The sequence below is a fragment of the Pseudomonas sp. A-B-19 genome, assembly GCF_019947515.1.
In the GTDB taxonomy this organism is placed as follows: domain Bacteria; phylum Pseudomonadota; class Gammaproteobacteria; order Pseudomonadales; family Pseudomonadaceae; genus Aquipseudomonas.
Map to the genome: position 1 here is coordinate 166,311 of NZ_JAGYGN010000001.1, position 23,568 is coordinate 189,878.

At 60.8% G+C, this 23,568-nt stretch carries 15 protein-coding genes and 1 other RNA gene; 7 read left to right on the plus strand and 9 right to left on the minus strand.

Going from position 1 to position 23,568, the window contains the following annotated elements; all coding sequences use genetic code 11:
- Positions 1-21 precede the first annotated feature (21 nt).
- On the minus strand, positions 22-2,109 hold the full coding sequence (gene dnaX, locus KGA81_RS00645) for a DNA polymerase III subunit gamma/tau (protein ID WP_223544135.1): 2,088 nt from the start codon (positions 2,107-2,109) through the stop codon (positions 22-24).
- 123 nt (positions 2,110-2,232) lie between these two features.
- Between dnaX and KGA81_RS00650 the strand changes: the two genes are divergently transcribed.
- Positions 2,233-3,030 carry a substrate-binding periplasmic protein gene (locus tag KGA81_RS00650; RefSeq protein WP_223544136.1) on the plus strand — a complete coding sequence of 266 codons (798 nt, stop codon included), beginning with the start codon at positions 2,233-2,235 and terminating at the stop codon, positions 3,028-3,030.
- A 60-nt stretch (positions 3,031-3,090) separates the two neighbouring features.
- On the opposite strand, the gene ffs is transcribed toward KGA81_RS00650, so the two are convergent.
- The 6 genes from ffs to KGA81_RS00680 all read right to left on the minus strand — a co-directional run bounded on the left by ffs (position 3,091) and on the right by KGA81_RS00680 (position 12,412).
- An RNA gene (gene ffs / locus KGA81_RS00655) (signal recognition particle sRNA small type) lies at positions 3,091-3,187 on the minus strand.
- Positions 3,188-3,388: 201 nt separating this feature from the next.
- Entirely contained in the window at positions 3,389-4,552 is a 1,164-nt protein-coding gene (locus KGA81_RS00660; protein WP_223544137.1) for a putative zinc-binding metallopeptidase, read from the minus strand.
- Positions 4,552-6,909, minus strand: a complete 2,358-nt coding sequence (ligA, locus tag KGA81_RS00665) for an NAD-dependent DNA ligase LigA (RefSeq protein ID WP_223544138.1) — start codon at positions 6,907-6,909, stop codon at positions 4,552-4,554. Before ligA ends, KGA81_RS00660 begins: the two co-directional genes overlap by 1 nt.
- 233 nt (positions 6,910-7,142) lie before the next feature.
- On the minus strand, positions 7,143-8,003 hold the full coding sequence (gene zipA / locus KGA81_RS00670; RefSeq protein ID WP_223544139.1) for a cell division protein ZipA: 861 nt from the start codon (positions 8,001-8,003) through the stop codon (positions 7,143-7,145).
- A gap of 258 nt (positions 8,004-8,261) precedes the next feature.
- Positions 8,262-11,750 (minus strand): chromosome segregation protein SMC, encoded by a 3,489-nt coding sequence (smc, locus tag KGA81_RS00675; protein WP_223544140.1) that lies wholly within the window; start codon positions 11,748-11,750, stop codon positions 8,262-8,264.
- Positions 11,751-11,752: 2 nt separating this feature from the next.
- Positions 11,753-12,412 carry a GntR family transcriptional regulator gene (locus tag KGA81_RS00680; protein WP_223544141.1) on the minus strand — a complete coding sequence of 220 codons (660 nt, stop codon included), beginning with the start codon at positions 12,410-12,412 and terminating at the stop codon, positions 11,753-11,755.
- Between the two features lie 267 nt (positions 12,413-12,679).
- On the opposite strand from KGA81_RS00680, the gene xdhA reads away from it, so the two are divergent.
- The 4 genes from xdhA (at position 12,680) to guaD (ending at position 18,839) form a co-directional block, all read left to right on the plus strand.
- Positions 12,680-14,134 (plus strand): xanthine dehydrogenase small subunit, encoded by a 1,455-nt coding sequence (gene xdhA, locus KGA81_RS00685; RefSeq protein ID WP_223544142.1) that lies wholly within the window; start codon positions 12,680-12,682, stop codon positions 14,132-14,134.
- Positions 14,127-16,526, plus strand: coding sequence for a xanthine dehydrogenase molybdopterin binding subunit (gene xdhB / locus KGA81_RS00690; protein ID WP_223544143.1), 2,400 nt, complete (start codon positions 14,127-14,129; stop codon positions 16,524-16,526). The genes xdhA and xdhB overlap by 8 nt, the downstream gene beginning before the upstream one ends.
- Positions 16,527-16,683: 157 nt before the next feature.
- Positions 16,684-17,526 (plus strand): xanthine dehydrogenase accessory protein XdhC, encoded by an 843-nt coding sequence (xdhC, locus tag KGA81_RS00695; protein WP_223544144.1) that lies wholly within the window; start codon positions 16,684-16,686, stop codon positions 17,524-17,526.
- A gap of 8 nt (positions 17,527-17,534) precedes the next feature.
- Positions 17,535-18,839 carry a guanine deaminase gene (guaD, locus tag KGA81_RS00700; RefSeq protein WP_223544145.1) on the plus strand — a complete coding sequence of 435 codons (1,305 nt, stop codon included), beginning with the start codon at positions 17,535-17,537 and terminating at the stop codon, positions 18,837-18,839.
- A gap of 164 nt (positions 18,840-19,003) precedes the next feature.
- Here guaD and KGA81_RS00710 read toward each other — a convergent pair whose 3' ends face one another.
- Entirely contained in the window at positions 19,004-19,768 is a 765-nt protein-coding gene (locus KGA81_RS00710) for a GntR family transcriptional regulator (protein WP_008050187.1), read from the minus strand.
- 410 nt (positions 19,769-20,178) lie between these two features.
- On the opposite strand from KGA81_RS00710, the gene KGA81_RS00715 reads away from it, so the two are divergent.
- On the plus strand, positions 20,179-21,369 hold the full coding sequence (locus KGA81_RS00715; protein ID WP_223544146.1) for a benzoate/H(+) symporter BenE family transporter: 1,191 nt from the start codon (positions 20,179-20,181) through the stop codon (positions 21,367-21,369).
- Positions 21,370-21,514: 145 nt separating this feature from the next.
- On the opposite strand, the gene KGA81_RS00720 is transcribed toward KGA81_RS00715, so the two are convergent.
- The gene (locus tag KGA81_RS00720; protein WP_007971486.1) at positions 21,515-21,859 is read right to left on the minus strand and encodes a YggL family protein; all 345 of its coding nucleotides are present in this window, start codon (positions 21,857-21,859) and stop codon (positions 21,515-21,517) included.
- 233 nt (positions 21,860-22,092) lie between these two features.
- On the opposite strand from KGA81_RS00720, the gene dacB reads away from it, so the two are divergent.
- Positions 22,093-23,553, plus strand: coding sequence for a D-alanyl-D-alanine carboxypeptidase/D-alanyl-D-alanine-endopeptidase (dacB, locus tag KGA81_RS00725; protein WP_223544147.1), 1,461 nt, complete (start codon positions 22,093-22,095; stop codon positions 23,551-23,553).
- The last annotated feature ends 15 nt before the right edge of the window (positions 23,554-23,568 follow it).

The following is a 23,568-nucleotide window of genomic DNA, read 5'->3' on the forward strand; positions in this document are numbered from 1 at the left end:
GCGGCCGAGCGCCTTCAGTTATCAGCCCTGAGTGACCAGGGCGTCGACAGGTTCAATAGTATCGTTACGGACCACCGCACCGAACTGCTGCATCATTTGCTGGATGAACGGATCACCGTGGATCGATTCCTCCGCCTCGCGCTGACGGTTGGCGCGGCGGCGCGAAGCCGCTTGCGCCGGAGTTTCCTGCTCGGGCTTGATCAGCTCGATGCTCAGGGTCAGCGTGCGCTGGTGATACTGATTCAGCGCATCGTTCAGGCGACGCTGCTGAGTGGCGTTGAACAAGGCACTGTGGGCCGGGTCCAGGTGCATCAGCCAATTGTCGCCATCCACCGCGATCAACGTGCAGTTGGCGGCGATGCTGCCAGTCATGCCGGAGATCGGCAATTTCGGAAACAGCTCCAGCCACTGCAGGGCCAGACCGGTGGCCGGCATTGCCGCGGGCTCAGGCTCGGGCTCCGGAACCGGGTCGGCGGCATGCTCGCTGGCCAGCTCGTCGAGGTAACTGTAGGCCGAATCCATGTCCGGCTCGATGTAATCCTCGTCCAGCGGCGGTTCGTCATCCAGGTCCATGCCCGACGTCGCGGCATCGACGTCGGCCACCGAAGGTTCCGGGATCGGTGCGGCGGCCCACTCCGGGGCGTCCGGCACCACGCTGTCCGGCGCCGGCAACGGCATCGACGGTAATTCGGGTTGTTCGCTGGCGGTTTCCAGTACAGGCTCCACCGCCGATTGCTGAACGGGCGCGGGCTCGACCGGGTCATTCCACGGCAGGTCGACGACTTCTTCGACCACGACCGCGTCGACCACAGGCACAGGCGCAGGTTGTGGAACAGGTACAACGACCGGCGCTACCGGTTCCAGTGCAGGCGCTGGAGCCGCCACTGGCGCAGCCGCTATCGGTGCAACGGTCGCAGCGACTACCGGCGCAACAACCGGCGCGGCAGCCACTGAGTTTGCGGAATCAACTGTGGCCTGGCTGATCCCCACTGGCTTTAGCGGTTGCCTCGGGGCATCCGCGGTGTCTGCGGGCCGGAACGCCAGCATCCGCAGCAGCACCATTTCAAAACCGCCCCGGGGATCCGGCGCCAGCGGCAGGTCGCGGCGGCCGATCAGGCCCATCTGGTAGTAGAACTGCACGTCTTCGGCCGGCAACGCCTGGGCCAGCGCCAGCACGCGATCACGGTCGCCGTGACCGTTATCGACGCCTTCCGGCAAGGCCTGGGCGATGGCAACGCGGTGCAGCACATTGAGAATTTCCGAAAGCACGCCGTTCCAGTCCGGGCCTTGCTCGGCCAGGTGGCGGACGGCTTCGAGCAACGTCTTGGCATCGCCTTCGATCAGCGCATGCAACACGTCGTAGACCTGCCCGTGATCGAGGGTCCCGAGCATCGCCCGCACATCGGCGGCCATGACCTTGCCTTCACCAAAGGCAATCGCCTGGTCGGTCAGGCTCATGGCATCACGCATCGACCCATCGGCGGCGCGGCCCAGCAGCCACAGTGCATCGTCTTCGAACGGCACGTTCTCGGCACTCAGCACATGAGTCAGGTGCTCGACCACACGCTCCGGCGTCATGTTCTTCAGGGAGAACTGCAGACACCGCGACAAAATCGTTGCAGGAAGTTTCTGCGGGTCGGTGGTCGCCAGGATGAACTTGACGTAGGGTGGCGGCTCCTCAAGGGTTTTGAGCAGCGCGTTGAAGGAATGGCTGGAGAGCATGTGCACTTCGTCGATCAGGTAGACCTTGAAGCGCCCGCGGCTCGGGGCGTACTGCACGTTGTCGAGCAATTCGCGGGTGTCTTCGACCTTGGTGCGGCTTGCAGCGTCGATCTCGATCAGGTCGACAAAGCGCCCTTCGTCGATTTCGCGACACACCGAGCATTCGCCACAGGGGGTGGAAGTGATACCTGTTTCACAGTTCAGGCATTTGGCAATGATCCGCGCGATAGTGGTCTTGCCGACCCCCCGGGTACCGGTAAACAGGTACGCGTGGTGCAGCCGCTGGCTGTCCAAGGCATTGATCAGAGCCTTGAGCACATGGGTCTGGCCGACCATTTCGCGGAACGAGCGCGGACGCCATTTACGTGCAAGAACCTGATAACTCATCGAAAACCGTCGCAGCGAAGGAAGCAGAAGCGGCTAATGCTAGCGGAGCAAGGCGCAAATTGCATCCGGTGCGCTCGTGTATTGTGACCAAGCTGCCCATCGGGGGCTATTAACGGAGTGTTTATGCGGCTGGCTTTGGGGGCATTGCTGTTGATCAGCCTGGACGGCATGGCCGCGCAAGCGCCGCTACGCTTCGTGATACCCGACAGCTGGACCATGCCCATGGTGCAACTTGAACAGGGCAAACCGATCCAGGGCATCCTGTATGACGTGATGCTCAGCCTTGCGACCCAGATCGGTGTACCGGCCGAATTCCATGTATTGCCCCGCGGGCGGATGCAAAACGCCATGGAGCAAGGCGAAGTCGATGTCCGCTGTTATGCCGCGCAATCATGGCTGCCTCATCAGTCCGGCGACTACCTCTGGAGCATCCCGCTCTTTGCCCAGCCCGACCTGTTGATCACCCGCAATGCGCGCCCCACCGCTGTGAACCCGGCGGACTTGCCAGATCAGCCCATCGGCACCGTGCTGGGCTACAGCTACCCGACCCTGCAACCGCTGTTCGACGCCGATCAGTTGCAGCGCGACGACGCACGCAATCAGGAACTGGTGCTGGAAAAACTCCTCGCCGGCCGCAACCGCTATGCCGTCAGCAATCAATGGAGCCTGGACTGGTTCAATCAACGGCTGCTGCCGGACCAACAACTGCACAGCGTAGCGATACTGCAGGAGCAGAATTTCGGCTGCTACGTGCGCAACGACCCGCAAGTGCCGGTGCAGCGCATTTTGCGCACCCTGGTTCGAATGAAGATGTCCGGGGAGATCGATGCGATTGTTCGGTTGTATATCGGTGGGGAGCCTGCGGCTATCGATAAATCGGAAACGACAAAAAACCGCCCCGGACAAGATCCTGGCAGCTAGCAAAAGTCTTTTTTCAGCAAGATAACGCGAGAGAACACTCGCGTGGCGTTAAGGTGGTAACCCCACCAGCCACACCCCGGCACACAATGTCACCGCTGCGGCTGCTCCCTTCCAGGCCTGACCGGGTTCACGGTTGATCGTTGCGGGGGGACCGATGGGGTCACCATAACGACACTCACCTGTCGGCGAGCCGCGCCATTGTACCTATCTGAGGCGAAGTTACAACCGTTCGGGGATATTAAAAAATATGAGCTGCTTCAAGGACATGCGCTGGCCTTAAAAGATCGCAGCCTGCGGCAGTTCCTACAGGTGTACGCCGGTCCATATAGGAGTTGCCGCAGGCTGCGATCTTTTGATCCTATTGCACCAACACCTCATCCGCCCGGCCGCCCTCCTGCTGAATCACCAGATGAATGAAATGCAGCTTGGCAATCACCGCCGACGGCAGGACGAAAGGATAGAAGTCCGGCTGCCCCATGCTGCGTGACAATTCATTGAGCATGCCGGCCAGTTCGATCCAGGCGTTGACGAACGACAGGAACGCCGGACCGTCGGGGTGCTGCGGATCGAAGAGTGTGCTGGGCGGAAACGGTTGGTAATCGAAATCCAATTCCCGCGCACTCATGCCAAAACCCAAGGCGGTGTCCACCGCATCGATCATGTGCAGGTAGTGAGCCCAGGTTTCCGCCCAGTCTTCCCAAGGGTGCATGGTGGCGTAGGCGCTGACGCAATATTGCTGCCAGTCAAGCGGCGCACCTTGCTGATAATGTCGTTCGAGCGCCTCGACGTAGCTGGCACGCTCGTCGCCGAACAAGCCACGGAACGGTTCCAGCCAATGGCTGCTGGAGACCAAGCGGTCCCAGTAGTAATGCCCCACCTCGTGACGAAAGTGACCGAGCAACGTGCGATAAGGCTCTCGCATCTGTATGCGCACCTGCTCACGGTGAGCGTCGTCGGCTTCCTTGATATCGAGGGTGATCAGGCCGTTGGCATGGCCCGTGGTCGGCAGTGTTCCCTCCAGGTCCACGCCAATGAAATCGAAGGCAAGGCCTGTCTCTTCATCGACTGTTTTGGGAATCACCTGCAATCCCAGACTGACCAGTTGCGCGACCAGACGCCGCTTGGCGGTTTCCACCTTGCCCCAGCGCTCGTGGTTGTCGGCTATCGACAGGTCGGGAATGGTGCGATTGAGGCTGCAGGCAATGCACAAGACGTCATGGTCATTGGCTGGCAGCACCCAATTACAGGCTGCCGGCGAGTCGAGGTTGGCACAGCGTCGAAACAGGCCAGCCCCGGGATCGACATCAAGCTGCCAGGTGCCCGTTTGTACACCTGGTTGCAATGAGGACAAGCGACTCTGCGTCGGCTGATAACCCAACGCAGCCGAACAGGCCAGGCACTGACTGTTGCGAAAAAACAGCGACTGCCCGCAACGACAGGACCAGACCTTGCTGTTGCGCGAATTCTCGGCCATGAACGGCGCGGCGATGCGCGAGCTGAGCTGTTCGAAGAAAGGGTGCATCACACGGAAATACCGTGCTTGCTCAAAAACGCCACAAACGCCTCTTCATCCAGCACCTTCAACCCCAGCTCACTGGCCTTGGCCAGCTTCGACCCGGCGCCAGGGCCTGCGACCACGCAATGGGTCTTGGCCGACACCGAGCCCGCTACCTTGGCCCCCAGACTTTCGAGCTTGTCCTTGGCCACATCGCGGCTCATCAGCTCCAGCGAGCCGGTCAGCACCCAGGTCTGTCCGGCCAGCAGCAAACCTTCGACGACCTTCTTCTCGCTCTGCCAGTGCATGCCGAAATCAGCCAGCTGCTTCTCGGCCGCCTCGGCCAATTGGCGATTTTCTTCGACCGCAAAAAACTCGCGTACCGAATTGGCCTGTTTCTCTGGCAGTGCCTGACGCATGTCCAGCCAATCTGCACCGATCACCGCCTGCAGCGAGCCGAATTTGTCCGCCAGTTTCTGCGCCCCGCCTGGCCCGACCAAGGGGATATGCAGCTTGTCGAGGAAACCACCCAGTGTGGTGCTCGCCGAAAACTCGGCACCCAACTCGCCCTGATCCTGAATCTGCATGCCATGCCTGAGCAAATCGGCGATCACCTGCTGGTTATGCGCATCCTCGAAGAAGCTATGGATCTCGTGCGCGACTTCCAGGCCAACATCCGGCAGGTACGTCAACACTTGCGGCAAAGCCTGTTGCACACGTTCCAGCGAACCCAGGGAGCGCGCCAGGACCTTGGCCGTCTCCTCACCGACATCGGGAATCCCGAGGGCATAGATGAACCGCGCCAGGCTCGGCTTCTTGCTGTCTTCGATGGCGCCGAGCAGGTTCTTGCTCGACAGCTCGGCAAAGCCTTCCAGGTCGACGATCTGCTCGAAAGTCAGGGCGTACAGATCGGCCGGCGAACTCACCAGGCCTTCGTCGACCAGTTGCTCGACGCTCTTCTCGCCCAGGCCTTCGATGTCCATCGCACGACGGGAAACGAAGTGAATGATCGCCTGCTTGAGTTGCGCGCCGCAGGCCAGGCGACCGACGCAGCGATACACCGCACCTTCGCTGACCGTCTCGCGACCCTTGCTGCGCTTGATCAGCTGGGTGCGCTCGACATGGGAACCACACACCGGGCACTGCTCGGGAATCTGCACCGGCCGGGCGTTTTCCGGACGGCGCTCCATGACCACTTGCACCACCTGCGGAATCACGTCACCGGCGCGACGGATGATCACCGTGTCGCCGATCATCAGGCCCAGACGCGCCACTTCATCCATGTTGTGCAACGTGGCGTTGGCCACCGTGACGCCCGCGACCTTGACCGGTTTCAGACGCGCCACCGGCGTCACCGCCCCGGTGCGGCCGACCTGGAACTCCACATCGAGCAGTTCGGTGAGTTCTTCCATTGCCGGGAATTTGTGAGCGATAGCCCAACGTGGCTCACGGGCGCGAAAACCCAGTTCGCGCTGGGAGGCAATGCTGTTGACCTTGAACACCACACCATCGATTTCATACGGCAGCGCGTTGCGACGTTCACCGATGTCGCGGTAATAATCCAGGCACTCGGCGATGCCGTGCGCCAGTTTCAGCTCATGACTGATCGGCATGCCCCAGGCCTGGAGTTGCTGCAAATTGCCGATGTGCGTATCGGCAATGTCCGCCGACACCTGGCCGATGCCGTAGCAGCAGAACTCCAGCGGACGATTGGCGGTAATCTTCGAATCCAGCTGGCGCAAACTGCCCGCCGCCGCGTTGCGCGGGTTGGCGAAGGTCTTGCCACCGTTTTCCAGTTGCGTGGCGTTGAGCCGTTCGAAACCGGCCTTGGACATGAAGACTTCGCCGCGCACTTCCAGGATCGCCGGCCAGCCGGTGCCATGTAGTTTGAGCGGGATATTGCGTACGGTGCGCACGTTGACGCTGATGTCTTCACCCGTCGTACCGTCGCCGCGCGTGGCGCCGCGTACCAGTACGCCGTCCTGATACAGCAGGCTGACGGCAAGACCATCAAGCTTGGGTTCGCAACTGTACTCGACTGTCGCGCCGCCACCGAACAGGTCGCCGGCCGGCAGGTCCAGGCCTTCGGTCACGCGGCGATCGAACTCGCGCATGTCGGCTTCTTCGAAGGCGTTGCCGAGGCTGAGCATCGGCACTTCATGACGCACCTGGGTAAACGCCGACAGTGCCGCACTACCCACGCGCTGGGTTGGCGAGTCGCTGGTGATCAGTTCGGGATTGGCCGCTTCCAGCGCCTTGAGCTCGTTGAACAAGCGGTCGTATTCGGCGTCCGGAATGCTCGGCTCGTCGAGCACGTGGTAGCGATAGTTGTGCTGATCCAGCTCGGCTCGCAGCTCTAGAATACGGTTTTTGACGGCAGTCATGGGTGTTCTCTCATAAAGCAAAAGAGCAGCCGAGGCTGCTCAATTTTTTAAATACAGTAGCTCAAGGCTATGGACATTGTGGCGAGGGAGCTTGCTCCCGCTCGGTGGCGAAGCCGCCATAAATCCTGCAATCGCGTTGAACCTGACACAACGAGGGGGATGGTTTTGGGGCTGCTTCGCAGCCCAGCGGGAGCAAGCTCCCTCGCCACAAGAGCTCGCTCCAACCTTTTCAATCAACGCTTCTGGGTCAGGGCGCGGCGTTCGAATTCGACGATGCGCTGACGGTAGTGCTCGATCGTCTGGGCGGTCAATACGCTGCGCTGGTCGTCCTTCAGTTCGCCGTTGAGCTCCTGGGACAATTTGCGCGCCGCTGCCACCATCACATCGAAGGCTTGCTTCGGGTGACGCGGGCCTGGCAGACCCAGGAAGAAGCTCACCGCCGGGGTGCTGAAATGGTCGATGTCGTCCAGATCGAATACGCCCGGCTTGACGGCGTTGGCCATGGAGAACAGCACCTCGCCGTTGCCCGCCATGCTTTCGTGACGGTGGAAAATATCCATCTCGCCGAAACGCAGGCCGCTCTCCAGAATGTTCTGCAACAGCGCCGGCCCCTTGAAGCCGGCAGCGTCGCGGCAGATCACGCTGATCACCAGCACTTCTTCAGCTTGCGGTTGTTCTTTGCCGTTGACCGAAGGCGAAGCCTTGGTGTCATCCGGGAAGTCGTCGTCGCGACTGCTGAAGCTCGGGCCACCGTCCAGATCCAGGCTGAGGTTCATGTCACCCTGGGAAGGCTCGCTGTGGCCACGCTTGCCGCGCTTGGAGCCCGACTCGCGAGGCTCGCGGGCCGGCATGCTCACCGACGGCAGATCGTGCTCGTCCAGTTGCGGCTCTTTGTGCGTGTCCAGCACGCGCGGCGGGCCCAGCAACTCGGCGCTGGCGTTGCTGTCCTCGTCCGGCAGGTTAGACAGACTTCGATCAAGACGGAACTTCAGTTTTCCCTTGCCGCCGCGCATACGGCGCCAGCCATCGAAAAGAATACCGGCAATGACAATAATGCCGATGACGATCAGCCACTCGCGCAGACCGATTTCCATGTAATCCCGTGCCTCTATAAAAAATGCTGAAAAATAAGGGGTTTACAACCTGCAAACCGCTTTAAAACGTGGCGCCAACTCTATGTTCTGACAGGCGTTTTGCCCACGTATACGAAAAATTGACATTAAACTAGCACGACCAAAGGCAACTTTACACCGTCTACCACGTCGGCTAGCGCGAATATGTCGATTGGCCAGCAGGTCGAAGCAAGGAAAAGAGTCCTACATACCGTAAACACCCTTTTCTACAACCACGACTCAGGCATCCACCATCGCCATCGCCTCCTCGACATCCACGGCCACCAGACGTGAACAACCGGGTTCATGCATCGTCACACCCATCAGCTGTTCGGCCATTTCCATGGCGATCTTGTTGTGGGTGATATAGATGAACTGCACTGTCTGTGACATCTCTTTTACCAATCGCGCGTAGCGTCCAACGTTAGCGTCATCCAGTGGCGCGTCAACCTCATCGAGCATGCAGAACGGCGCCGGGTTCAACTTGAAGATCGCAAAAACCAGGGCCAGTGCGGTCAGGGCTTTTTCGCCACCGGAGAGCAAATGGATGGTGCTGTTCTTCTTTCCTGGCGGCTGCGCCATGATTGTTACCCCTGTATCGAGTAGATCTTCGCCCGTCAGTTCCAAATACGCGCGGCCTCCACCGAAAACTTTTGGAAAAAGCGCCTGTAAACCGCCATTGATCTGATCAAAGGTATCCTTGAAACGGTTACGGGTTTCCTTGTCGATCTTGCGAATCACGTTCTCAAGGGTATCGAGCGCTTCCACCAGATCGTCGTTCTGCGCATCCAGATAACGTTTACGTTCCGATTGCTGCTGGTACTCGTCGATGGCCGCCAGGTTGATCGCACCCAGACGCTGGATCCTGGCGGCGATACGTTCTAGCTCTTCCTCGGCATCCTGCTCGCTGGCCTCGGCGGTCAATGTTGCGAGTACGCCGTGCAGATCGTAGCCGTCTTCCAGCAATTGGTCCTGCAAAGTCTTGCGGCGCACAGTCAGGGCTTGCCATTCCATGCGCTGGGTTTCGAGCTGACTGCGAATCAGCTGGGATTGTTGCTCGGCCTGACTGCGGCGCTTTTCGGCCTCGCGCAGTTCGCGGTCGGCGTCTTCGAGGGCGATCTGTGCGGTCTTGAGTTCTTCGTCGACGGTCATGCGCTTGTCGAGCAACTCCTCGAGCTTCAAACGCAGCTCTTCCAGCGGTGCTTCGCCCTCCTCCAGATTGAGGCTCAGTTGTTCGCGTTTTTCCGTCAGCCGCTCGGACTGCATCTCCAGTCGCTCCAGCGCCTGGCGCGTCGAATCATGCTGCGCCTTGAGCGACCCCAGACGCACCGCCAGCTGGTGGGCATGATCTTTGTGTTGCCGCGCTTCCTGACGCACCCGGTCCAGGCGCTCGCGCAGGCTGTCGCGCTGGGCCAGCAGCAACTCACGCTGCTCGGTGTCCAGCGCCATGCTGTCGAGGGCTTCCTGCAATTGCAGGCGCGCTTCGCCGATGCTTTCGTGCTCCAGGGCCCGCTGCTCGTCCAGCTCGGTGAGCTCTTCGTCGAGGCGGGTCCGGCGCAGGGTCAATTGTTCGGCCTTGGCTTTACCCGCGGACAACCGGGCTTTGAGTTCACCTTGCTGACGGGCTTCGTCCTGCAGCAAACGGCGCAGATGTTCGCGACCGTTTTCCTGCTGACGCTGCTGCGCGCGCAGGTTTTGCAGTTGGGTTTCCAGGGTTTCGACCGCGGCTTCGCGCTCCTCACGCTCAAGGCCCAGTTGCTGGATTTCCTGACCACGGGCGAGCACGCCGCTTTCGGCTTCACTGGCCCGACGCACCCGCAGAAAATGCCGACCAACCCAGTAACCGTCACGGCTGATCAGGCTCTGCCCGGCGGCCAGTTGACCGCGCAAGGCCAAGGCCTGTTCGAGGCTGTCGACCGGTTTGACCTGCCCCAGCCACGGCGACAGATCGATCTGCGCCTCGACCTTGTCCAGCAAGCTGCCCGGCACCCGTACGCCATCGCTGGACGGGCTGAGCAAACGCAAATCGCCTTGGGCAAATCCCGACAGATCGAAATCGTTGAAGTCGTCCACCAGCACCGCTTGCAGGTCGGCACCCAGTACGGTTTCCACCGCCAGCTCCCAACCGGCTTCAACCTTCAGGCCTTCGGCCAGGCGCGGGCGATTCGCAAGATTCTGTTCGCGCAACCATTCGGCGGTGCCGGTGCCCGGATCGAGCGCGGCTTGCTGCAGGGCTTCGAGCGAAGCCAGTCGACCGTTGAGACGCTGCAAATCGCCCTGAGCCTGCTGTTGCGCCGACAGCGCCTGCTGCAGCTCCTGACGCAATTGCTCAAGCTTTTCGACCTGCGCTTGTTCACTGGTCTGCAAATCTTCAAGGGTCGCTTCGGATTCAGCGAGCTGCTCGCTGAGTTCCATGATTGCCGCGTCTTCGGGATCCGCCGAGAGCAAGGCGCGTTCTTCGCCAAGACGTTTCTGTCGGTCGGCCAGGCGCTCCAGGCTGGTTTCCAGCTGCTGGATCCGCGACTGCTGCACTTCGGCCTGACGTCGTGGTTCGGCCGCGGTGTGGTTGAACGTATCCCACTGCTCCTGCCAGCCATGCATGGTGGTCTCGGATTCTTCCAGCGCGGCAGCGGCCTCTTCGGCGGCGGCACTGGTGACTTCCTGTTCCGGGGTGAGCATGTCCAGCTCTTCGCCGAGGGTCAGCAGCAGCGTGCGATCGTGGCCCAGGTGCGATTCGGTTTCCAGGCGCGCGCGCTCGGCTTCTTTCAGGTCGTCCTGCAACTGGCGCAAACGCTGCTGACCGTGCTGGATGCTCTGCTCGACCCGGGCGATGTCGCCACCGACCGAGTAGAAGCGCCCCTGCACCAGATTGAAGCGTTCCGAAAGGTCATGATGCCCGTCGCGCAGGCGCTCGATGCTCGCATCGGCGTTGCGTTGCTCGGCGACCAGGGCTTCGAAAGAAACCTCCTGATTACCAATGATCGCTTCACGCTGGCCGACCTGATCGTTCAGCGCCTGCCAGCGCAGGGCCGACAGTTGGGCCTTGAGTTGACGCTCCTCTCCCTTGAATTCCTGATACTTCTTGGCGGCCTCGGCCTGGCGATGCAAGCGCTCCAGCTGACGCTCAAGCTCTTCACGCAGGTCGGTCAGGCGCTCGAGGTTCTCGTGGGTGCGGCGGATGCGGTTTTCAGTCTCGCGCCGACGCTCCTTGTACTTGGAGATGCCCGCCGCTTCTTCGATGAAGTTACGCAAGTCTTCGGGCTTGGACTCGATCAGCTTGGAGATCATCCCCTGCTCGATGATCGAGTAGCTGCGCGGGCCGAGGCCGGTGCCGAGAAAGATATCGGTGATGTCGCGGCGCCGACATTTGGTGCCGTTGAGGTAATAGGTGGTCTGGCTGTCGCGGGTCACTTTGCGACGAATGGAAATTTCCGCATAGGCGGCATACTCGCCGAGCAGCGTCCCGTCGGAGTTATCGAACACCAGTTCGATGCTCGCCTGGCTCACCGGTTTGCGACTGGTGGAGCCGTTGAAGATGACGTCGGTCATCGACTCGCCGCGCAGGTTCTTCGCCGAACTTTCGCCCATCACCCAGCGTACGGCGTCGATGATGTTCGATTTGCCGCAGCCATTGGGCCCGACCACCGCCGCCATGTTACTGGGGAAGTTCACCGTGGTCGGGTCGACGAAGGACTTGAACCCCGCCAGCTTGATGCACTTTAGCCGCACGCTCAGGCGTCCGTCAGGGCAGAAACCACCAGATCGCAACTGCGCTGGGCGTAAGCCGTCAGCACTTCGCGGATCTGCGGAAAATCACGGGCCAGCACCGCAGCGAGCAAGCGCTCGAACAGCTCCAGGAATTCGCTCATCGACGCTTTGCGCTGGTCCAGAGCCAGGAAATACGCGCGGCTCATGGCCGGCTGCAGATTCTCGACGGTTTCCTGCAAGTACGGGTTGTTGGCGAACGGATACGCGGCGCGCATCACATTGAAACTGTCGTCGACGAAAGTGCGGATGTCCTGACGCTCGTAGCTGGCAGTCAGGCGCTGCTGGATCTGCAGGAACGGCGCCATGTCGGCCTGGGCTTTCCAGCCACTGGCCACCGCGTTACCGAGCAGAATGTAGAGCTCACTCATCAATGTGCACAGGCTCTGCACCTTGTGCGCGGTGAGTTCGGTAACGTGGGCGCCACGTCGCGGCAGGATCGCGATCAAGTGCCGACGCTCGAGGATCAGCAAGGCCTCGCGAACCGAACCACGGCTGACATTGAGGGCCAGCGTGACTTTCTGCTCCTGGATGCGCTCCCCGGGCTTCATTTCGCCGCGAATGATACGTTCGGCGAGGTGGTGAGCGATTTGCTCGGCGAGGCTGTCCGGCGCCTTGAACGTCATGGTTGTCTTTCAAACTCTTCGATCTGTACAAGCGGCGCAGTGTAGCGCAATTGCTGCATCAGGGCGCAGTGCCCGTCCGGAGGTTTTTGGCACGATTCAAGCAAAAAAGCAGGCTATCGAACCAACGACAATAATTAAGGAACAGGTGGTTAATCGACAAATTGCATTTTCCTGACCTTTAAGTCAGAAAATCATTGACCGAAAAGTCAGACCTGCTAAATTCAGTTCCTGTCGGTTAACAACAATAATGAGTCTGCGAGGCCTTCCGTGATCCAGTTTTTACTAAACCAGGAACTCCGTAGCGAGCACGCCCTGGACCCGAACCTGACCGTGCTCAATTATCTGCGCGACCATGTGGGCAAACCCGGCACCAAAGAAGGCTGCGCCAGCGGTGACTGCGGCGCCTGCACCGTGGTGGTCGGCGAATTGCAGACCGATGATGACGGCCGCGAACACATTCGCTATCGCAGCCTCAACTCGTGCCTGACGTTCGTGTCGTCCCTGCACGGCAAACAACTCATCAGCGTTGAAGACCTCAAGCACAAGGGTGAACTGCACAGTGTGCAAAAAGCCATGGTCGAGTGCCACGGCTCGCAATGCGGCTTTTGTACCCCTGGCTTTGTGATGTCGCTGTTTGCCCTGCAAAAGAACAGCGACGCACCGGACCCTGCCAAGGCCCACGAAGCACTGGCCGGCAATCTGTGCCGCTGCACCGGCTACCGGCCGATCCTGGAAGCTGCCGAGCAGTCCTGCTGCGCCAAACAGCCGGACCAGTTCGACGCCCGCGAGGCCGAGACCATCGCGCGCCTCAAAGCCATTGCCCCGACCGATATCGGCGAGCTCAACAGCGGCGACAAACGCTGCCTGGTGCCGCTGACCGTGGCTGACCTGGCCGACCTCTACGACGCTTATCCACAGGCTCGCCTGCTGGCCGGCGGTACTGATCTGGCGCTGGAAGTCACGCAGTTCCACCGTACCCTGCCGGTGATGATCTACGTCGGCAACGTCGCCGAGATGAAGCGCATCGAACGTTTTGACGATCGCCTGGAAATCGGTGCCGCTACCGCCCTTTCCGATTGCTACGAGGCCTTGAACGCCGAGTACCCGGACTTCGGTGAATTGCTGCACCGCTTCGCGTCCTTGCAGATCCGCAACCAGGGCACCCTCGGCGGCAACATCGGCAACGCTTCACCGATTGGTGACTCGCCGCCCTTGCTGATCGCCCTCGGCGCGCAAATTGTCCTGTGCAAAGGCGAAACCCGCCGCACCCTGGCACTGGAAGATTACTTCATCGATTACCGCGTCACTGCGCGCCAGGAAAGCGAGTTCATCGAGAAGATCATCGTGCCGCGCGCCAGCGTCGAAAAACTGTTTCGCGCCTACAAGGTTTCCAAACGCCTGGACGACGACATTTCTGCTGTCTGCGCCGCCTTCAACATTCGCCTGGAGAACGGCGTGGTGGCCGAAGCCCGCGTCGCCTTCGGTGGCATGGCGGCCATCCCGAAACGCGCCGCTGCTTGCGAAGCCGCGTTGCTCGGCTCGCCATTCAACAGCACCACTATCGAGCGTGCCTGCGCTGCCCTGGGCGAAGACTTCACGCCGCTCTCGGACTTCCGCGCCAGCAAGGAATACCGCCTGCTCAGCGCACAAAACCTGCTGCGCAAATACTTCATTGAACTGCAAACACCGCACATCGAGACTCGGGTGACCGCTTATGTCTAATCATCACGCCGTAGAGAAGACCCAAGCCGAACTGGCTGAATTGTTCGCCAAGGACCTGACCACCGGTGTCGGCCGTAGCGTCAAGCACGACAGCGCCGCCAAGCATGTGGCCGGTGAAGCGCAGTACATCGACGATCGCCTGGAGTTCCCGAACCAGTTGCACGTTTATGCGCGCATGTCGGACCGCGCCCACGCCCGGATCATCAGCATCGACACCGCGCCCTGCTACGCCTTCGAAGGCGTGCGCATCGCCATCACCCACGAAGACGTGCCGGGCCTGAAAGACATCGGCCCATTGCTGCCCGGCGATCCGCTGCTGGCCATCGATACCGTGCAATACGTCGGTCAACCGGTGCTCGCCGTCGCGGCGAAAGACCTGGAAACCGCGCGCAAGGCGGCCATGGCCGCGATCATCGAATACGAAGACCTCGAGCCTGTGCTGGATGTGGTCGAAGCCCTGCGCAAGCGCCACTTCGTACTCGACAGCCACACCCACAAACGCGGCGATTCAGCCACGGCGCTGGCCACCGCCGAGCACCGCATCCAGGGCACCCTGCACATCGGTGGCCAGGAGCACTTCTACCTGGAAACCCAGATCTCTTCGGTGATGCCCACCGAAGACGGCGGCATGATCGTCTACTGCTCCACCCAGAACCCCACCGAAGTGCAGAAGCTGGTGGCCGAAGTGCTGGACGTGTCGATGAACAAGATCGTCGTCGACATGCGCCGCATGGGCGGAGGTTTCGGTGGCAAGGAAACCCAGGCGGCGAGCCCGGCATGCCTGTGCGCGGTGATCGCGCACCTCACCGGCCAGCCGACCAAGATGCGCCTGCCACGGGTCGAAGACATGCTGATGACCGGCAAGCGTCACCCCTTCTACGTCGAATACGACGTCGGCTTCGACAGCACCGGCCGCCTGCACGGCATCAACCTGGAACTGGCCGGCAACTGCGGTTGCTCGCCCGACTTGTCGGCGTCGATCGTCGACCGGGCGATGTTCCACTCGGACAACTCGTACTACCTGGGCGATGCGACCATCAACGGTCATCGCTGCAAGACCAACACTGCATCGAACACGGCTTACCGTGGGTTCGGCGGCCCGCAAGGCATGGTCGCCATCGAAGAAGTGATGGACGCCATTGCCCGTCACCTGGCCCTCGATCCGCTGGCGGTGCGCAAGGCCAACTACTATGGCAAGACCGAGCGCAACGTCACCCACTACTACCAGACCGTCGAGCACAACATGCTCGAAGAGATGACCGCGGAGCTTGAAGAAAGCAGCCAGTACACCGAGCGTCGCGAAGCGATCCGTCGCTACAACGCCAACAGCCCGATCCTGAAAAAAGGCATGGCGCTGACCCCGGTGAAATTCGGCATTTCCTTCACCGCCAGCTTCCTCAACCAGGCCGGTGCCCTGGTGCACGTCTACACCGACGGCAGCATCCACCTCAACCACGGCGGCACCGAAATGGGCCAGGGCCTGAACACCAAGGTCGCGCAGGTGGTGGCCGAAGTGTTCCAGGTGGAAATGGACCGCGTGCAGATCACCGCGACCAACACCGACAAGGTGCCGAACACCTCGCCGACCGCCGCTTCCAGTGGTGCCGACCTGAACGGCAAGGCCGCGCAGAACGCGGCTGAAACCATCAAGCAACGCCTGGTGGAATTCGCGGCTCGCCATTACAAGGTCAGCGAAGAAGACGTGGTATTCCACAACGGCCACGTGCGGGTCCGCGATCACATCCTGACCTTCGAAGCATTGATCCAGCAGGCGTATTTCGCCCAGGTGTCGCTGTCGAGCACCGGCTTCTACAAGACCCCGAAAATCTACTACGACCGCAGCCAGGCCCGTGGCCGTCCGTTCTACTACTTCGCCTTCGGCGCGGCGTGCTGCGAGGTGCTGGTCGATACCCTGACCGGCGAATACAAGATGCTGCGCACCGACATCCTCCACGACGTCGGCGCCTCGCTCAACCCGGCCATCGACATTGGTCAGGTCGAGGGCGGTTTCATCCAGGGCATGGGCTGGCTGACCATGGAAGAGCTGGTGTGGAACGACAAGGGCAAGCTGATGACCAACGGCCCGGCCAGCTACAAGATCCCGACCGCGGCGGACATGCCGCTGGACCTGCGCGTCAAGCTGGTGGAAAACCGCAAGAACCCGGAGGACACGGTGTTCCATTCCAAGGCCGTGGGCGAGCCGCCGTTCATGCTCGGCATCGCCTCCTGGTGCGCAATCAAGGACGCCGTGGCCAGCCTGGGCGATTACAAGCATCAACCGAAGATCGACGCACCGGCGACCCCGGAGCGGGTGTTGTGGGGCTGTGAGCAGATGCGCCAGCTGAAGGCAGCGAAGGCTGTCGAGGCTGAAACCGAGTTGGCCTCGCTCTAAAGACCGCGTCGCCTGGTTCGCTGGCAAGCCAGCTCCTACAAGGACCGCGGCGCCTGGTTCGCTGGCAAGCCAGCTCCTACAAGGATCGCATATCACCTGTAGGAGCTGGCTTGCCAGCGAAGAGGCCCAAACAGACAACACAGATGTCGAGGTGAACATGTACAACTGGATCGACGCCCTCGCCGACCTGCAAAACCGGGGTGAGCCCTGCGTGCTGGTGACCATCATCGAAGAGCTCGGCTCGACGCCGCGTAATGCCGGCTCGAAGATGGTCATCAGCGCTAACCAGAGCTTCGACACCATCGGTGGCGGGCACCTGGAATACAAGGCCATGAAGATCGCCCGCGAGATGCTGGCCAGCGGCAAGCAGGACACGCATCTGGAGCGTTTCAGCCTCGGTGCCAGCCTGGGCCAATGCTGCGGCGGTGCAACCGTTTTGCTGTTCGAACCGATGGGCCAGGTTCAAGCGCAGATCGCCGTGTTCGGTGCCGGTCATGTCGGCCGCGCGCTGGTGCCGTTGCTGGCCAGCCTGCCCTGCCGGGTACGCTGGATCGATTCGCGGGAAGATGAATTCCCTGAGCAGATCCCCCACGGCGTGCGCAAGATCGTCAGCGAAGAACCGGTGGATGAAATCGATGACCTGCCCGCCGGCAGCTATTGCATCGTGATGACCCACAACCACCAGCTCGACCTCGAACTGACCGCTGCGATCCTCAAGCGCAACGACTTCGCCTACTTCGGCCTGATCGGCTCAAAGACCAAGCGCGTGAAGTTCGAACATCGCCTGCGCGACCGTGGTTTCGACAGCAGCGTCGTGCAACGCATGCGCTGCCCGATGGGCATCGGCGAAGTCAAAGGCAAGTTGCCTGTGGAAATCGCCATCTCCATCGCTGGCGAAATCATCGCCACCTATAACGCGAACTTCGGGCAGCACACCGCCAGCGCCGGATCGATTGCCAAACTGCTGCCTGCGTCACGCCGCAGCCAAGCCTCCCATTGAGAATACCCATGTCACTGACTCGCAAAGCCTACCGTGCCGCTATCCTGCACAGCATCGCCGACCCCGCCATCGTGGGCATCGAAGCCTCCTACGAGTATTTCGAAGACGGCTTGCTGGTTGTGGATAACGGCCAGATCAGCGCCCTGGGCCACGCCAGCGAATTGCTGCCGAGCCTGCCGGCTGACGTCGAAATCACCCACTATCAGGACGCACTGATCACTCCCGGCTTCATCGACACCCATATCCACCTGCCGCAAACCGGCATGGTCGGTGCCTACGGCGAGCAATTGCTGGACTGGCTCAACACCTACACCTTCCCGTGCGAAAGCCAGTTCGCCAACAAGGCCCATGCCGATGAAGTCGCGGACATTTTCATCAAGGAACTGCTGCGCAACGGCACCACCACTGCGCTGGTATTCGGCAGCGTGCACCCGCAATCGGTGGACTCGTTCTTCGAAGCCGCCGAGCAGCTCGACCTGCGGATGATCGCCGGCAAGGTGATGATGGACCGCAACGCCCCGGACTACCTGACCGACACCGCCGAATCCAGCTACGTGCAAAGCAAGGCGCTGATCGAGCGCTGGCACGGCAAGGGTCGCCTGCACTACGCCGTCACCCCACGCTTCGCACCGACCAGCACCCCGGAGCAGCTCACCCTGGCCGGCCAGTTGCTGACCGAATACCCGGATCTGTACATGCAGACCCACATCAGCGAAAACCTCAAGGAAATCGAGTGGGTCAAGGCGCTGTTCCCGGAGCGCAAGGGCTACCTGGACGTCTACGATCACTACCAGTTGCTCGGCGAACGCTCGGTGTTCGCCCACGGTGTGCACCTGTGCGATGACGAATGCGCACGACTTGCAGAAACCGGTTCGGCCATCTCGTTCTGCCCGACCTCGAACTTCTTCCTCGGCAGTGGCCTGTTCAACCTGCCGATGGCCGAGAAGCACAAGCTCAATGTCGGCATCGGCACCGATGTGGGCGGTGGCACCAGTTTCTCGCTGCTGCAAACCCTCAACGAAGCCTACAAGGTCATGCAGCTGCAAGGTGCACGCCTGAGCCCGTTCAAGTCGCTGTACCTGGCGACCCTCGGCGGCGCCCGCGCGCTGCGCCTGGAAGACAAGATCGGCAACCTGCAACCGGGCACCGATGCCGACTTCCTCGTGCTGGACTACAACGCCACGCCGCTGCTGGGCTATCGCCTGAAGCAGGCCAATAACATCGCCGAGACGTTGTTTGTGTTGATGACCCTGGGGGATGACCGGACTGTGTTGCAGACCTATGCGGCGGGGAATCTGGTGCATCAGCGCTAAATTTCTCCAGACATAAAAAATCCCCCGCAATCATCAGATTCCGGGGGATTTTTTTGATCCTCTGTAGGAGCGAGCTTGCTCGCGATGGTCGTAAACGATTACACGGGAAGCCTGACACCCCGTGGCGCCCTCAGGTTCATCGCGAGCAAGCTCGCTCCTACAGATCAGAGCTTCGCGGTCGACCGCCCTGGCTTCTTGGTCTGCAACAAATGCGAAAACACCGCATGCAGATCATCCGAAGCACTTTCCTCATCGAGGTTGAGCTTGCTGTCGATGTGATCCATGTGATGCATCATCAGGTTGACCGCCAGTTCAGCGTCGCGCTTCTCTATGGCGTCGATCAACTGGGTGTGCTCGTCGTAGGAGCAGTGGGAACGGTTGCCGCTTTCGTACTGGGCGATGATCAGCGAAGTCTGGGACACCAGGCTGCGCTGGAAACTGATCAACGGGGCGTTTTTCGCCGCTTCGGCCAGTTTCAGGTGGAATTCGCCCGACAGGCGGATGCCGGCACCGCGGTCGCCACGGGAAAAGCTGTCGCGCTCGTCATTGACCATCTGGCGCAATTCGGCAATCTGCTCGGCGGTCGCGTGCTGAACGGCCAGTTCAGTGATCGCGCGCTCGACCAGACGGCGGGCCATGAACACCTGGCGCGCCTCTTCGACGCTCGGGCTGGCAACCACGGCGCCGCGATTCGGACGCAGCAATACCACGCCTTCGTGGGCCAGGCGCGACAAGGCGCGGCGAATGATGGTGCGGCTGACCCCGAAAATTTCCCCCAGCGCTTCTTCGCTCAACTTGGTGCCGGGCGCCAGGCGCTGTTCGAGGATGGCCTCGAAGATATGCGCGTAGACAATATCGTCCTGGGTACCGCTACGGCCGGCTTTGCCTGCACGCGGTTGTTTCTTTAGGGGTTGCAACTGTTCGTTCATGGGCACTCGAGTCGGAAGAACTGCGGCGAATTGACGGTGACTGTATGACGGCACGGTGGGTCGCTGGCAAGTATCGCGTAAATAACACTGCGATTGTACACAATGGACGGTGGCAACACGACTGTACGGCCGAATGTTGCTTCGGCTGTATTGCAACGTCTGGTTACTTTTGAGTTTAGGCTTAAAACACAAAACTTTTGGCGAGAGACATTTTTGTGGCGAGGGAGCTTGCTCCCGCTCGACTGCGCAGCAGTCGTAAAGTCAGCCGACGCATTTCATTGGGCACACTGCGGTGCCTGGATTGGGGCTGCTTCGCAGCCCAGCGGAAGCAAGCTCCCTCGCCACACATTTGGGCCAGCCACAAATACCTGCTTGATTCATTGCTTTTATAGACAAGGAACACCCCCGTCATGAACGACGCCACCCACACGCAATTCCGCCCGTTGGCCGACACCTCGCCCTCGGCCATCGTCGCCGGATTCATCGCCATGATGACCGGCTACACCAGCTCCCTGGTGCTGATGTTTCAGGCAGGGCAAGCGGCGGGCCTGAGCAGCGGGCAGATTTCTTCGTGGATCTGGGCCATCTCGATCGGCATGGCGGTGTGCTCCATCGGCCTGTCCTTGCGTTATCGCACGCCGATCACCGTTGCCTGGTCGACCCCCGGCGCCGCGCTGCTGATCACCAGCCTTGGCGGCGTGAGCTATGGCGAAGCCATCGGTGCCTATATCACCTGCGCGGTGCTGGTGACGATTTGCGGGCTGACCGGCAGCTTCGAACGACTGATGAAAAAAATTCCAGCATCCCTGGCCGCCGCCCTGCTGGCGGGGATCCTGTTCAAGATCGGCAGCGAGATTTTCGTCGCCGCGCAACACCGCACCGCCCTGGTACTGGGGATGTTTGTCACTTATCTGGTGGTCAAGCGCCTGTCGCCACGCTATGCGGTGTTGGCTGCATTGCTGATCGGCACGACATTGTCAGGCTTCATGGGGCTGCTGGACTTCAGCGGTTTCCACTTGGAAGTGGCCACGCCGGTCTGGACCACGCCGCACTTCTCCCTGGCCGCGACCATCAGCATCGGCATCCCGCTGTTTGTCGTTGCCATGACCTCACAAAACATGCCCGGCATCGCCGTATTGCGCGCCGATGGCTACACGGTGCCCGCCTCGCCGCTGATCACCACCACCGGCATCGCCAGTTTGCTGCTGGCACCGTTCGGTTCCCACGGGATCAATCTGGCGGCCATCAGCGCAGCGATCTGCACCGGACCGCACGCCCATGAGGATCGCAACAAGCGCTATACCGCCGCGGTCTGGTGCGGGGTTTTCTACGGGATCGCCGGCGTATTCGGCGCGACGCTCGCAGCATTGTTTGCCGCGCTGCCCAAGGAGTTGGTGCTGTCGATTGCGGCGCTGGCGCTGTTCGGCTCGATCATCAACGGCTTGAGCATCGCCATGAGCGAAGTGAAAGAACGTGAAGCGGCGCTGATCACCTTCATGGTCACGGCGTCAGGGCTGACACTGTTTTCCATCGGTTCGGCGTTCTGGGGGATTGTCGCGGGGGTGGTGACGCTGCTGATTTTGAATTGGCGTAAAAGCTGAAAGATCGCAGCCTCGTTGCACTCGACAGCTCCTACAGGTTTACACCGCCCCGCAGGAGCTGCCGAAGGCTCGGGCCGCGTTTGGACGATTTTTTGATCCCCATAAAAAAACGGCGACCCTTGAGTCGCCGTTTTTTACTGGAACATCAAGCTACCGGATTGATCGGCTTTTCCGGGTACCAGACGTCCAGCAGCGGGCTGACTTCAACGCTGGTCAGCTCGGTGCGGCCTTTGAGCCAGGCTTCAACGGCAGCGCGCTGTTCAGCGCTGACCGAGCCACGCTTCTGCAGGCAAACCAGACCGTAGTCGTCGCCGCCAACATAACCCAGACCGTTGGCTTCCATGGCTTCTTTGAGGAACGCGTCGAGGAAAGCATCAATGGCTTCATCAGCCAAATCTTCTTTGAAATCCAGGTTCAGTTCGAAACCCAGCTCTTGAAATTCATCGACGCACAGTTTTTTGCGCAGACGCTGGGAACGGTTAGTCGCCATTGGAACAATCCTCTTAAGTAATAACGGGCGGCACTTTAGCAGTTTAAGCGGCCGATTGCCTGACTCTCTGGGCCACCACGCCTACCGTCGGTAAAAAAATAGCCGATCAGAATGCCCACGCACGGCCCAAGCGGTGAAACCTTGGGGCATAATGCCGACACTTTCATGACCATTGAGGGAATTTATCTCCATGCCCTCGTCTTTTCCCCCTCGACTGTAGGGTTTTATTTCAGATGATCAGATCTTTGCGTCCATTGCTGTTGGCCGGTTTTCTTCTCCCCCTGGCCCTTCCCGTTTGCGCCGCTCCCATCAATACCGCGTTGTCGCCCAACGTTGAAAAAGCCCTGAAGGCCAGCAAGTTGCAGGACAACGCCCTGTCGCTGGTGATGATCCCGCTCACCGGCCCCGGCACTCCGACAGTGTTCAACGCAGACGTCTCGGTCAACCCGGCGTCGACCATGAAACTGGTCACCACCTACGCGGCCCTGGAAATGCTCGGCCCGAACCACCAGTGGAAAACCGAGTTCTACACCGACGGCACCTTGAGTGGCGGCATTCTCAACGGCAACCTCTACCTCAAGGGTGGCGGCGATCCGAAGCTGAACATGGAAAAACTCTGGTTGCTGATGCGCGACCTGCGTGCCAACGGCGTCACCCAGGTCACCGGCGACCTGGTGCTGGATAAAACCTTCTTCGTGCAACCGCAATTGCCGGAGTTCAACGACGACGGCAACGACGAGAACAAACCGTTCCTGGTCAAACCCGACTCGCTGCTGGTCAACCTCAAGGCGCTGCGCTTCGTCGCGCGCAATGACTCGGGCAAAGTGCTGGTCTCGGTGGAACCGCCGATTGCAACCATCCGTATCGACAACCAGGTCAAGGCCCTCAATTCCAAACAATGCACCGGTGGCGTGCGCTACAACCCGGTGGCCCAGGCCGATGGCACTATGACCGTTACTGTCGGCGGCCAACTGGGCGAAGGCTGCAGCTCGCAGACTTACCTGTCACTGCTCGACCACGCAACCTACACCGCCGGTGCCGTCCGCGCGATCTGGAAAGAACTGGGTGGCAGCATTCAGGGCAAGGACGTGCTGGCGCCAACACCCAAGGACGCCAAGGTCCTGGCCCGGGCGTTCTCCCCGGATCTGGCGGAAATCATCCGCGATATCAACAAGTACAGTAACAACACCATGGCTCAGCAGTTGTTCCTGAGCCTGGGCCAACGCTTCCGCACCGATGCCGATGGTGACGACGCCAAGGCCGCCCAGCGTGTCGTGCGCCAGTGGCTGGCGAAGAAGGGCATCACCGCGCCGCACCTGGTGATGGAGAACGGCTCGGGCCTGTCCCGTGCCGAGCGCGTCAGCGCCCGGGAAATGGCCTCGATGCTCGAAGCCGCGTGGCACAGCCCGTATGCCGCCGAGTACATCAGTTCGATGCCGATTGCCGGCACCGACGGCACCATGCGCAAGCGCCTGAAGACCACCGCGATGCGCGGTGAAGCCCACGTCAAGACCGGCACCCTGAACACCGTGCGGGCGATTGCCGGATTCAGTCGCGACGTCAACGGCAACACTTGGGCGGTGGTGGCGATCCTCAACGACAAGGCCCCGTTCGGCGCCTCGTCGGTGCTCGATCAGGTGCTGCTGGACCTGTACCGCCAACCGAAAATGCCGCAGACGGCTTCGGTGTTGTAGAGCATCACGGACCTA